The organism is Sediminicola arcticus, assembly GCF_040566695.1.
Taxonomy (GTDB): domain Bacteria; phylum Bacteroidota; class Bacteroidia; order Flavobacteriales; family Flavobacteriaceae; genus Sediminicola; species Sediminicola arcticus.
The window spans coordinates 595,177-608,743 of sequence record NZ_JBEXAE010000001.1; the positions used below are offsets into that span (position 1 = coordinate 595,177).

Here is a 13,567-nt window from a genome sequence, read left to right on the forward strand (position 1 = left end):
ATATGGCTAACCAGCAACCGGTAAATAACAATTCATCTTCTGAGGAAGTAGATTTAGGCCAATTGTTCCAATTGATTGGCAATGGCTTTAGAAAGTTTTTTAATTTTATTGGGAATATCTTTAAGGGGATTTTCAATATTATCATCCATTTTTTACTCTTCATCCAAAAGCATTTTTTAAAGTTTGCTATAGCAGCTATGGTAGGCCTGGCTATTGGAGTTTATTTGGATATCATTAAAGAACTTAAATATATTTCTACTATGGTGGTAGAACCCAATTTTAACAGTGTACAGCAATTATACAACAACGTTAATTTTTATAATGAATTGGCAGAGACACAAGATTCTACAACATTGGCAGAGGTTATGAATATTACCACTTTAGAAGCCAGTCACATAATAGAATTTACAGTGGAATCCTATTCCGATGAAAATCAGAAGATACTTTTGTTCGATAGGTTTGTGAGGAGTTTAGACACAACTACCCAAAAAGCCATTGACATGGAAAAGTATATTTTGAATTTTAATTCCTTTGATGCCCGTTTTCACACCATTTCAGTAACGGCAACGGACAATAGTATCGCCAAAAAAATCCAACCAGCAATCATTAATTCAATTTCTAATAACGATTATTTCAGCTTACAAAAGGACATAAGTGATATAAATCTTAATCTTCAAGACAGCCTACTTAAAAAGCAAGTTACTGAAATTGATTCCTTGCAGTTGTTGTATAAACGAGTGATGATTAAGGAAGCGGACAAACTAATGCAAGGCACAAATATCAGTTTAGGAGAAAATGGCGGTAAGGATAATAGAGAATTGGCACTGATTAATAAAATTGAGGATTTAAAAAATGGCTTAGTTCTCATCAATGAAGAACGAGCTAATAAATCAAGTATCCTAAATGTGATCTCATCTTTCCCTAAAAGTGGAGTAGAGATAAAAGGGATATTGGATAGTTTTAAGTTTTGGATACCATTTGGTTTTATTGGTGTTCTGCTATTGATATTAAGTGTTTTGGAATTAAACAAATACCTAAAGAAATTTAAATAAAATAAAGTATGAAAATTTTAATAACCGGGGGAGCCGGATTTATAGGGTCTCATGTAGTTCGTAGATTGGTGAATATATATCCAAAGTATCAAATCTTTAATTTAGACGCACTGACCTATGCTGGCAACTTAGAAAATTTAAAAGATATAGAAAATGCCCCTAATTACACTTTTATCAAAGCAGATATCACCGATGCTAACTTTATAAATACACTTTTTAAAAAGTTTAAATTTGATGGGGTTATTCATTTGGCGGCAGAATCGCATGTTGACAGATCAATAACAGACCCATTGGCATTTGTAAAAACAAATGTTATCGGAACAATGAATCTATTGAATGCTGCTAAAGAATTATGGAAAAATGATTTCCAAGGAAAACGCTTTTATCATATTAGTACGGATGAGGTATATGGGAGTCTGGGTGAAACTGGACTTTTTACGGAATCAACCTCTTATGACCCTAATTCACCTTATTCTGCATCCAAGGCAAGTTCAGACCATTTTGTAAGGGCGTACGGGGAAACTTATGGTCTGCCATATGTGATTACAAATTGTTCCAACAATTACGGGCCCAATCATTTTCCTGAAAAATTAATCCCCTTATTTATTAATAACATTATTCAGGAAAAACCATTGCCAGTTTATGGCGATGGAAATTATACCCGTGATTGGTTATATGTAGAAGACCACGCTAGAGCGATTGATTTGGTTTTTCATAAAGGTAGAAATACCGAAACGTATAATATAGGCGGATTCAACGAGTGGAAAAATATAGACTTGGTAAAATTATTGTGTAAGATAATGGACGCCAAATTAGGAAGGGATAGTGGCAAAAGTGAGGAGTTGATTACCTATGTAAAAGATAGGCCAGGCCATGATTTGCGTTATGCCATAGACGCAAATAAAATAAATAAAGAATTAGGGTGGAAGCCTTCGGTTACATTTGAAGAAGGATTGGAAAGAACAATTGATTGGTATTTGGAAAATGAAGTTTGGTTAAATAATGTCACTTTTGGAACTTATCAGGATTATTATAAAAAACAATACCATTAAAACATATTCAATATGAAAGGAATAATTTTGGCAGGAGGTTCAGGAACTAGGTTGCACCCACTTACGTTGAGTGTTAGTAAACAGTTAATGCCCATTTACGACAAGCCTATGATTTACTATCCTTTGTCTACTTTGATGTATGCGGGGATTAAGGAAATATTGATAATTTCTACTCCTAAAGACCTTCCGCTTTTTAAGGATCTATTAGGTGACGGCACCAAGTACGGTTCTACCTTTCAATATGCTGTACAAGAAGCTCCTAATGGACTTGCTGAAGCTTTTATTATTGGGGAGGAATTTATCGGTGATGATAAGGTGGCTTTGATTTTAGGAGATAACATATTTTATGGTTCAGGATTGGCGAAATTGCTACAAGCAAATAGTGATCCTGATGGAGGAATCATCTATGCATATAGGGTTCATGATCCTGAACGATATGGTGTAGTAGAGTTTGATGCTGACGGAAAAGCCATTAGCATTGAAGAAAAGCCAGAAAACCCAAAATCAAATTATGCAGTTCCAGGAATCTATTTTTATGACAATGATGTTGTAGAAATCGCAAAGAATATACCTCCAAGTCATAGGGGAGAGCTCGAAATTACTGATGTAAATAAGGTGTATTTGGAAAGAAACAAGCTTAATGTTAGTATTTTAGATAGGGGCACGGCTTGGTTAGATACCGGAACATTTGCATCTTTAATGCAGGCCTCTCAGTTTGTAGAAGTAATTGAGGAAAGACAAGGCCTAAAAATAGGAGCCATAGAAGGCGCTGCTTATGAAATGGGATATATAAGTAAGGAGCAATTTATTGCTTTGGCAGAACCTCTAATGAAGAGCGGATATGGTAAAAATTTATTAGGAATATTGAATAAGAATTAATGAAAGTAACAGAAACGGAGTTAAAGGGGTGCTTTATTTTAGAACCTACTTTATTTAAAGATGAACGAGGATATTTCTTTGAAAGTTTTAATGCTAAAAACTTTAATGAAGCAATAGGTGAAGAAGTATCATTTGTGCAAGACAATCAATCTTACTCTTCAAAAGGAGTAGTAAGGGCAATACATTATCAACAAGGCAAGTTTACCCAAGCTAAATTGGTACGTGTGCTTAGTGGAAGGGTATTGGATGTTGCTGTAGATTTAAGAAAAGGCTCCCCAACTTTTGGGCAACATTTCTCGATTGAATTATCTGCCGAAAATAAAAAGCAACTGTTTATTCCAAAAGGCTTTGGGCATGGCTTTTCTGTATTAAGTGAAACAGCAGAGTTTTTTTATAAGTGTGATAATTTTTATAATAAAGCATCTGAAGGGGGAATTGTTTACAATGACCCGAGATTAAATATTGACTGGCAAATACCATTAAACGAAATAAAGGTGTCTGAAAAAGATTTGGAACTTCCTACAATGCAAATTGCATCTTTATAATGGAAGAACCAATTAATAAATTCATCAAAATTTTAGTTACCGGAGCTAAGGGACAATTAGGAAGATGTTTACAGGATGTTGCTATTCGTTTTCCGAACTATGATTTTCATTTTAAATCATCAACTGATTTAGATATAACTTCTAAGGCAGGTATAGAGACCTTATTTGAAAGCGAAAAATTTGACTATTGCATTAATTGTGCGGCCTATACAGCCGTAGACAAAGCAGAAACAGATCAGGAAAAAGCGTTTTTAGTAAATGCTGAAGCTGTAAAGTATTTGGCAGAGGGTTGTAAAGAGCATAAGACTATCCTAATACATATTTCTACTGATTTTGTGTTTGACGGAGCTAAAAGAACACCTTATACTGAGGAAGATATTCCAAACCCAAAAAACGTTTATGGGGCATCTAAATTAAAGGGAGAGCATTATGTTCAGGAAATTTTGGAACATTATTTCATCATACGAACCTCATGGGTTTATTCAGAATACGGACATAATTTTGTTAAAACAATGTTGCGTTTGGGAAAAGAAAGAAAGGAAATAAGCGTTGTAAATGATCAATTGGGTTCACCTACATATGCTGGAGACTTGGCTTCTGTAATATTGAAAATAGTAAGTTCAAAAAAGGTGAGATATGGACTATATCATTATAGTAATGAAGGAGTTGCAAGTTGGTATGATTTTGCTAAAGCTATTTTCGACAAAATTGGAAACGAAATACATATAACACCTATAACTACTTTGGAATTTCCAACACCTGCTAAAAGGCCTGAATTCAGTGTTATGGACAAATCTAAATTTAAAAATATATTCAAAGTTGAAACGGAAGAATGGAAGGATAGTCTGAATAAAGTTCTTCCGCTTATCAAATAGGCATTTTCCATAAATAATCATTCATTTATTTTATTATAGTAAAGCCTATTAATTCGTCCTAAACCCAGCATATGAAACTTATAGAACGAATTAAACGACTTTTTAAGGACCAGGATAATAGAACACTACTTTCTAGTTTCATTTCCTTGAGTGCACTTCAGGGTATTAATCTTGTACTACCACTGGTTATATTACCATATTTAGTTCGAATTCTTGGCATGGAATTATATGGACTAATAGCCTTTTCAGCAGCATTTGTTTATTACTTTCAGGTAATTACGGACTATGGATTTAATTTAACGGCGACCAGGGAAATTGCAATACACAGAAATAATCAAACAAAAATTATTGAAATATATAATTCGGTCATGATTATTAAACTAATACTTCTTTTGTTTAGTTTTTTAATTATGACGATGATTATTTTTAGCTTCAAGGTTTTAAGGGATAACTATGAAATATACTATCTTACATTTGGTGTTGTAATAGGTAATGCGTTATTGCCAACATGGCTTTTTCAAGGAATGGAAAGAATGAAATACATGACAATTCTTAACCTAATTACTAAGGTCTCTTTTACAGTTCTTATTTTTATTTTTGTCACTAAAAAAGAAGATTATTTGTTAGTGCCAATTTTCACATCAGCGGGCTACATTATATCAGGTCTTCTTTCCTTTCTAATTATAAAAAAATCGTTTAAAATAACATTATCAAATCAGCCCATTAGCGTTTTAAAAACCTATTTAAAGGATGGATGGTTTATTTTTCTTTCTCAATTGAAAATCACTTTTTTTTCTAATAGTAATATTTTGATTTTGGGGTTTTTTACTGGTAATATTGAAGTAGGGTATTTTTCAAGTGCAGAGAAAATTATTAGAGCCTTGTCTGCATTACAAACACCTATTGTAAGTGCAATGTTTCCGTATATTTCAAAAAATATACAAAAAAATCCAATTTTGATAATAAGTCGAATTCATAAAATTGCCAAAATTGGAACAGGTCTTTATTTAATAATTATAGTGTCGATTTTTCTTTTTGCGGAAAACATTGTTTTAATTATGTTTAATTCAGTAATACAACAAGTGGTTTTAACCTTAAGAATTATATTAATAATACCTCTATGTGTGTTCCTTAATAATTTATTTGGCACACAGATACTATTGAATTTAGGAAAGGATAGATTATTTTTTAGAGTTCTCTTGATGACAGCACTGATTAATTTAGGTCTAGTTTTTCCCTTAACCTATTGGTATAGTTATATTGGAACGTCAATATCAATGGTCATTTCTGAGATTTTTCTATTATCTGGGATGTATTATTTTGCCCAAAAGATCGAGTTATAGTTATAAAGTGACAAAAGCTGTGAGATTAATTCTAAAATTCATATTTATATTTACTCTTATAGAACTTTTCATAGGAGGAGGTGGTCGCGTATTTGAATTAGGCCCCCTTACATTGAGAATAATATTATTTTTTATAAATATAGTATTTGTTCTAGTACTATATATTTATAAGAGAAAAATTCCAAAATATGTCATTGTAGTATTATCAATAGCAATAATAGTTTTAATATTAAATTCGCTTATAGGATTAGTTAACGGGGCAGAAATTAGTTTTATAATCGAAGATGTAAAGCCATTGTCTTATTTCTTTAGTATTCTTTTTTTTAGTTACTACATAGATTCAACTAAAAGGATTCAACTTATTATTTCAATTCTCAAAAGAACAAGCTTTTATATTGCTTTGGTCTATATTTTCATTCAAATTCTTTTTTACTTCAATAAATTAGATTTTAGTGTATTCTATTCTTACGTAAATACTGAAATATCTTCTTCGGACTTTTTCTTTAGAGGAGAATCAGGGTTGTTTTTTTATAAAGGATTCTTTTTCATGGTTGTAGGTCTAATATTTTGGATTCATTGTTCTAATTCCAATAAAAAATTAGTTCCTATCATAACCATAATAATAGCTATGATATTATCGGGCACAAGGGGGTTCATAGTAATTTTTGGTCTTATTTATGCTCTATATTATGGGATCCCTCTCTTGTTAAGACTTAATTTAAAAATACTTTTTCTTACCACTGTTGTTTTATTGTTAAGTTTAAATTTTTTTAGCAATGCAGATATGGGTAATAAGGTAATCAGTGATTCTGTAAGATTCCTACAAATAGAGCAAGTATTTAAAAAGATCAATCCTGTTAGTTTTTTAATAGGCCATGGGTTTGGAATTGGCGTACCAATAAGAGAAGTTCATTTTGAAATCGCTTATTTAGAGGTTTTTCATAAGCAGGGTGTTATCGGCTTATTTTTATGGATAATCTTTTTTATAGTTTTATATAATGAATTCAAAATGGAAAGGAATCAATATGAGATTAGAAAGGCTTTTTTCTTAAGTGTAGTATTTACTTTTTTGCTTTCATTTACAAACCCATTCTTTAATAATCCTATTGGACTGTCATTATTGTTGATTTCTTGGGTGTCTTTTAAAGTCTTAAATAAAAACTCCATGGATGTTTCGTAGTGTGATATTAAAAATGAAGACAATTAGGAACATATCTTTTTTAAATAGGGTTTTTTTGGCAATGATTGCTGCTCTATTTTTTAATTTAGTTTTTGGGTATTTTTTAAAAGTTTCGTTGTCTCAACAAGAATACACACTCGAAGTAGAGGCAATATATAATTCGGATAGTAGTATGCAGTTATATTATGACTCTGGATCAGATTTTAATTCGAATCATATGGCCCATAGAGCACTAAAACAGGGCTCAAATCTTATTAATTTTTTTTTCAAACTAAAAGGAAAAGAGCACTTGAAATATATCCGTTTGGATTTTGGTAAAGACAGGGGTTTATCAAATGTTCAAATTAAATCTATAAAGCTAATTTCGAAAAGGAAAACAATATTTCATTTAAATGGAGGTGAAATATTTAAACAAATAGGATATAAATCAGATATAACCTCAATCGATTTATCTAAGGGAATAATGTATATTAATAATTGCAGCAAAGCTTTCGATCCTTATATAAATTTTAACCCAGTTAATGAGCTTATATATCCAAAATGGTTTTGGGTATTATTACTTGTGCTCCCCTTTATAATTTTATTTTTTACCCCAATCTATAAATGGCTATATAAATTAATTAAGGATAGAGATTATGGTTTATTTCTGATCTCTTTATTTTTGTGCTCTATTCCACTTAAAACTGCATGGGTTTCTTTCACGTCAATCTTGATGTTGTTTTATGCATTTTATCATTTTTATATTAACATTAAAATTAAATTAAAACCGGCACTTCTGGCTATAACAATGTTGTTTGTAATTCCTATGTTTTTCATTCAGGATGATAATTTTTCAAGTATAGATAAAACATTTGGATTCGTCATATTTCCGGTAATATTTTCAATATCCAATTATTCCGTAAAAATTACCCAAATTAAGAAAACATTTACAAATATTTTTTTAATTATTATGTCTTTAACTATTGTTAGTTGGTTGGTTTTGATTCTTGACAAAGGATTTTATTACAATATAGATATATATAATTATTTTATACACATCAAGATATATGCTAATAGAACATTGTATTGGCTTTATTATGATCATCCTACGTTCCTTGCTTTTTTTATTTTAATAGGATCAGTGTTTTTACAAGACCTCTTTAAGCGGAAAGAAATAACAAGAAACTATACCATTGTTTATTATATTTTAAGCTTAATTTTTATTATACTGATAGGCTCTAGATTTGCAATTATAATATTCTTTTTAATACCTTTACTGTATAGGATTAACACAAATTTCTTAGCAAAACTAATAGCTCCATTATGTATTATAATTGGAGGTGTTGCCACATACTTTATGGGTGCTTTTGATATTATGAGAGCACAATTATGGAAAATATCATGGACCGCATTTAAAGACAAAATTTGGTTCGGTTTTGGTACAGGGGCATCTGAAAAAATCATTAAAAACCCTCAGATGGTAAAAGAGGCAGGGTTTGAAAATATTTTAGATTTAAATCATCCTCATAACCAATACCTTACATATTTACTTGAAAATGGGATAATAGGAACTACCTTAATAATTTTAACCTTATTTTACCTACTTAATAAATTTGGATTGGATTTTAATAAACCGATGCTGTTAATATTCTTTATAATTTTGATGCTTATGTTTATTGAATCTCCTTTAAAAACAGCAACTCCAGCATATTTGATAAGCTTTTTGCTTTCAATTTTTGCAGCTCAAGGAGCGGATTCATGCAGAAATTAGTTTGTGTTATTAAATTTATATTATAATCAATGCCCTTGTTGATATTTAAAAAATAAAGTAATTATAATTTAATTTGATTAAAGAATTCAATATTTCTGTTAGTTATTATGAATAAATTCATTACTTCTTTAAGTATTATAATAGTTGTATATAATAAGGCTATTCACGAGTGTGAATCATTTCGTTCTATTTTGGAAATGAGAACAGATGATTCAAACCTTGATATATTTGTTTATGATAACTCTCCTGTGTCACAAAAAATAAATTACCACAAAGGAATAACAATTTATTATATGCACGACCCTAATAATTCGGGTGTTAGTAGAGCATACAATGAGGGGGCTTTATATGCGGCAAAAAACAAAAAATGTTGGGTGCTGTTATTAGATCAAGATACCTTGTTGCCAGTAAACTTGTTGGAAACATGCCAAAAGGCAGTATCAAAGTATCCTGAGATTAAATTATTTGTTCCCGTTTTAGAACTAAAAAGTGGCAAAATATTCTCACCTTGTAGATATAAGTTCAAAAGAGGTTTCTATATTAAAAAAATATCCGAAGGAATTCATAGTTTAGATAAATTATCACCTGTTAATAGTGGAATGTTAATTGATATTAGTTCATTTATTGATGCTGGAGGTTATAATAATAATGTGAAGCTTGATTTTGGTGATTTCCAATTTATAGAACGGTTTAGAAAAAAGTATAAATATTTTTATGTCTTAGATGCTAGATGTATTCAGGACTTCTCTAATGACGAGGTGTCTTACAAGAGCCAATTAACAAGATTTAAATTTTTTTGTGAGGGCGCTAGAAATATTGAAAAAGAGTTTAAGTCAGATTGGTTAACTTATTCGCTTCTCGTTGGGATAAGAGCAATAGTCCTAACGTTGAAACATAAAAAGTTTTCTTTTATTTTTACATACTATTATTCATTTCTGAAATCAAAATAATCGTTTGTGAATAATATTTAATAATTAAAAACAAAATGAAGATTTCAGTCTGTATGGCAACATATAATGGAGAAAGATATTTAAAAGAACAAATTGATTCTATTTTGAGACAACTTGGTTCAGATGATGAATTAATAATATCAGATGATGGATCCAAGGATAGTACAATTAACATTATTAAGTCCTACGATGATAGAAGGATAAAGCTGTATCATTCAATACATAGGAATTTAATTTTTAATTTTGAGAATGCATTATATCATTCAGAAGGAGACATCATATTTTTATCTGATCAAGATGATATCTGGAACGATAATAAAGTAACAAGAACACTACCTTTCTTAAAAAACCACACACTAGTTTTTTCTAATGCCACCATATTTAGCGAAAACCCTCGAGAGTCTGATAAGTTATTATTTAATAAGAAGCTTGAAAACCTAGGGGGATTTAAAAATCTATTTAAAAACAATTATATCGGAGCAACTATTGCTTTCCAATCGAGACTGTTAAAAAGTACTCTGCCATTTCCAAAAAAAATCCCAATGCACGATATGTGGCTGGGTTTAATGGCTAGTTGCGTAGGTAAAACCTATTACATAAAAGAACCATTAATTTATTATCGGAGACACGAAAATAACGTCTCTATGACTGGGCAAAAAAGCAATTTTTCTTTATCTGAAAAATTGTTATTACGATGGGAAATATTAATTCAATTAATATTAAGGGTATTAAAATTCAGGCAGCACAAATAATATTATTTATTTGATATTAATTAACTATGATTTTTTGAAATGGATATAAATATTACTGGCTGTATAGTTTTATACGACAATAATGCAGAAATGTTAAAAAGAGTTATTGATAGTTTTTTAAATACAACTTTAAACGTAAAACTATTCCTCATAGATAATTCTTATTCAGATAGATTAAGGGATATTGCCACTGACAATAGGATAGATTATTTTCATAATCCTTCAAATCCTGGTTTTGGGACTTCTCATAACATTGCAATATTAAAAGCAATAGATTTAAAGTCAAAATATCATCTTATTTTGAATCCAGATATTTATTTTGATAAAGAAGTAACCAATACGTTATTTGAATATGGTGAAATTCATCCAAATATTGGATTAATGATGCCATTGGTTTTATACCCTAATGGTTCTATACAACATCTATGTCGCCTATTGCCCTCACCTTCTGGTTTATTTTTTAGAAGGTTCTTTTCGAAATTTAATTTTGTTAAAAAAATCAAAGAAAAATCGGAATTAAAATTTACAGGATACAATAAGATTATTAATGTTCCTTATTTGTCCGGTTGTTTTATGTTTTGCAGAACAGAGGTTTTATCGGAAATTGGCGGATTTGATGAACGATTTTTTATGTACATGGAAGATGTTGATTTAAGTAGAAGAATACATAAAAGGTATAATACAGTTTTTTATCCTAATGTTAAAATTTATCATAATTTTGAAAAAGCGTCTTTTAAAAATTTAAAAATGTTTAAATACCACATCATATCAGCAATAAAATATTTTAATAAATGGGGTTGGATTTTTGATATCGAAAGAATAAAAATTAATAGGCAATGTCTTAAAAATTTAAAATAGCAAGATGTATTTTCTCGAAACCGCCATAGCATTATTTATTGGAGCATTTCTCCTTACTTATTTAACAATACCTAAAATAATAGGTGTGGTTGAGCATAAGAGATTAATGGATGATCCTAACAAAAGAAGTTCTCATTTAAACAAAACACCAACTTTAGGTGGGGTTGCGTTTTTTTATACGCTTATTTTCGCGCTTTTTTTTATTAAAGGTTATAGTATCTCTAATGAGGCAATGTACATTATACCCGGTATCACAATTCTCTTTATTGTTGGTTTAAAAGACGACCTTGTTGTTTTGTCTGCGGGAACAAAGCTTATAGCGCAAATTGTTGCCGTAACGTTTATCTTGACAAATGATAGCTTCATAATTTATTCTCTCAACGGATTTTTAAATATCTATGAAATACCTCATTATTTGTATTTAGGGATTGCTGGTTTTATGATGATAACCATTATTAATTCTTATAATCTTATTGATGGAATAGATGGATTAGCTTCTGTAGTTGGGATTGTTATAATGGTGATTTTCACTACTATATTCTATTTAACTCAAGAATATTTTTATGCTTTGCTGGCAATTTCCTTGAATTCGAGTTTAATGGCATTCTTGGGGTTTAATATTTCCTCGAATAGAAAGATTTTTATGGGAGACACAGGCTCATTAATTGTCGGTTTTATTATTAGTATTTTAACATTGAAGTTTTTAGCGCTTAAGCCAGATTCATATATAGAACTCCCTTTCCTATTGGAAAATGCGCCCTTAATAGCGATTAGTATTTTGATAGTTCCACTTTTTGATACTGCTAGGGTTTTTGCCATTAGGCTGGCAAACAAAAAGAGCCCATTTTCTCCTGACAGAAATCATACACACCATGTTTTGATTGATTATTGGGGGCTTAGCCATAAACAAGCAAGTTTTATAATTGGATGCTTTAATTTAATATTTGTTATGCTTTTTATTGTATTAGGAAGCAAGGCAAAAAACACTGGCATGGTTATAATGTTGGTGTCCGTTGTGGTTTTCCTTGCATATATATTCTTTAAGTATAATTATAACTTTAGCACCCTAAAGCAGAAAATAATTCTAAAAAGAAAGGTGGATAAGATTAAGGCTAAGGTTGAGGTTGCAGGTAAAAAAACGATATCCAAATAGAGTAACAAAAACATTACAAATTAAATAGCTGTTGAGTAATAAGTTTTGGTGGCTTGAAATTCGATAGTTTATATATTCAAAACTGGTCATTATTTATGGATATTAAAATTGTTATCCAAACAGTATTAAACGCCATATCCGGAGAGGAAAATGCATATTAAATATAGTTACAACGTTTAAAATGAAAAAGGTTCTTATAACTGGAGCTGCAGGCTTTTTGGGTTCTCATCTCTGTGATAGATTTATTAAAGAAGGATTCTATGTTATTGGCATGGACAACCTAATTACGGGTGATCTCAAAAATATAGAACACCTGTTTCGTTTGGAAAATTTTGAGTTCCAGCATCACGATGTGACTAAATTTGTACATATTCTAGGTGAGTTAGATTATATACTTCATTTTGCTTCTCCAGCAAGTCCAATCGATTATTTAAAGATTCCCATTGAAACCCTTAAAGTAGGATCTTTGGGGACCTTAAATTTATTAGGGGTGGCCAAAGAAAAGAATGCTAGGATATTAGTAGCATCTACCTCGGAAGTATATGGAGATCCATTAGTGCATCCACAGAGCGAAGAATATTACGGGAATGTTAGTCCTGTGGGTCCTAGGGGCGTTTATGATGAAGCGAAACGATTTATGGAGGCTATTACAATGGCCTACCATCGTTTCCATGGTGTAGACACGCGTATTGTGCGAATCTTTAATACGTATGGTTCAAGAATGCGTCTGAATGACGGAAGAGTAGTACCTGCTTTTATGGGGCAAGCCTTACGTGGGGAGGATTTAACAGTCTTTGGGGACGGTTCTCAAACCCGATCTTTTTGTTATATAGACGACCAAGTTGAAGGAATCTATCGCTTATTGATGAGTGATTATACAAATCCCGTCAATATTGGGAATCCACACGAAACCACTATCAAGCAATTTGCTGAAGAGATTATCAAATTAACTGGAACAGATCAAAAAATCATTTATAAGCCCTTACCACAAGATGACCCAATGCAAAGAGAACCGGATATCACCAAGGCCAAGGAGATTTTGGGGTGGGAACCTATGGTAGAAAGGGCAGAAGGACTAAAAAAGGTTTATGAGTATTTTAAGTCACTTTCTCTAGACGAATTACAGAAAAAGGAGCACCGAAGTTTTAATGGGTTATAAGATCATATTGAATTAAAAA

General features: G+C 30.9%; 13 protein-coding genes. All 13 read left to right on the forward strand.

Translation table 11 applies throughout. The annotated features are described in order from the left end of the window. The first annotated feature begins 2 nt into the window (after positions 1-2). The gene (locus ABXZ36_RS02620; protein WP_354613910.1) at positions 3-1,052 is read left to right on the forward strand and encodes a hypothetical protein; all 1,050 of its coding nucleotides are present in this window, start codon (positions 3-5) and stop codon (positions 1,050-1,052) included. A gap of 8 nt (positions 1,053-1,060) precedes the next feature. After that, positions 1,061-2,104: a dTDP-glucose 4,6-dehydratase gene (gene rfbB / locus ABXZ36_RS02625; RefSeq protein WP_354613911.1), complete on the forward strand. Its 1,044-nt coding sequence runs from the start codon at positions 1,061-1,063 to the stop codon at positions 2,102-2,104. Positions 2,105-2,116: 12 nt separating this feature from the next. Next, positions 2,117-2,983, forward strand: coding sequence for a glucose-1-phosphate thymidylyltransferase RfbA (rfbA, locus tag ABXZ36_RS02630; RefSeq protein ID WP_354613912.1), 867 nt, complete (start codon positions 2,117-2,119; stop codon positions 2,981-2,983). Beyond that, entirely contained in the window at positions 2,983-3,528 is a 546-nt protein-coding gene (gene rfbC, locus ABXZ36_RS02635) for a dTDP-4-dehydrorhamnose 3,5-epimerase (RefSeq protein WP_354613913.1), read from the forward strand. The genes rfbA and rfbC overlap by 1 nt, the downstream gene beginning before the upstream one ends. After that, on the forward strand, positions 3,528-4,403 hold the full coding sequence (rfbD, locus tag ABXZ36_RS02640) for a dTDP-4-dehydrorhamnose reductase (RefSeq protein ID WP_354613914.1): 876 nt from the start codon (positions 3,528-3,530) through the stop codon (positions 4,401-4,403). The genes rfbC and rfbD overlap by 1 nt, the downstream gene beginning before the upstream one ends. Before the next feature lie 71 nt (positions 4,404-4,474). Then, positions 4,475-5,746, forward strand: coding sequence for a flippase (locus ABXZ36_RS02645; protein ID WP_354613915.1), 1,272 nt, complete (start codon positions 4,475-4,477; stop codon positions 5,744-5,746). Between the two features lie 19 nt (positions 5,747-5,765). After that, positions 5,766-6,926, forward strand: coding sequence for a hypothetical protein (locus ABXZ36_RS02650; RefSeq protein ID WP_354613916.1), 1,161 nt, complete (start codon positions 5,766-5,768; stop codon positions 6,924-6,926). A gap of 13 nt (positions 6,927-6,939) precedes the next feature. After that, complete coding sequence (locus tag ABXZ36_RS02655) at positions 6,940-8,676, forward strand: O-antigen ligase family protein (protein ID WP_354613917.1); 1,737 nt, start codon at positions 6,940-6,942, stop codon at positions 8,674-8,676. A gap of 107 nt (positions 8,677-8,783) precedes the next feature. Further along, positions 8,784-9,626, forward strand: coding sequence for a glycosyltransferase (locus ABXZ36_RS02660; protein WP_354613918.1), 843 nt, complete (start codon positions 8,784-8,786; stop codon positions 9,624-9,626). Between the two features lie 35 nt (positions 9,627-9,661). Next, positions 9,662-10,378, forward strand: coding sequence for a glycosyltransferase family 2 protein (locus ABXZ36_RS02665; RefSeq protein WP_354613919.1), 717 nt, complete (start codon positions 9,662-9,664; stop codon positions 10,376-10,378). A gap of 39 nt (positions 10,379-10,417) precedes the next feature. Next, on the forward strand, positions 10,418-11,236 hold the full coding sequence (locus ABXZ36_RS02670; protein ID WP_354613920.1) for a glycosyltransferase family 2 protein: 819 nt from the start codon (positions 10,418-10,420) through the stop codon (positions 11,234-11,236). 4 nt (positions 11,237-11,240) lie between these two features. Then, entirely contained in the window at positions 11,241-12,389 is a 1,149-nt protein-coding gene (locus ABXZ36_RS02675; protein WP_354613921.1) for a glycosyltransferase family 4 protein, read from the forward strand. Between the two features lie 181 nt (positions 12,390-12,570). Continuing rightward, complete coding sequence (locus ABXZ36_RS02680; RefSeq protein ID WP_354613922.1) at positions 12,571-13,548, forward strand: UDP-glucuronic acid decarboxylase family protein; 978 nt, start codon at positions 12,571-12,573, stop codon at positions 13,546-13,548. The last annotated feature ends 19 nt before the right edge of the window (positions 13,549-13,567 follow it).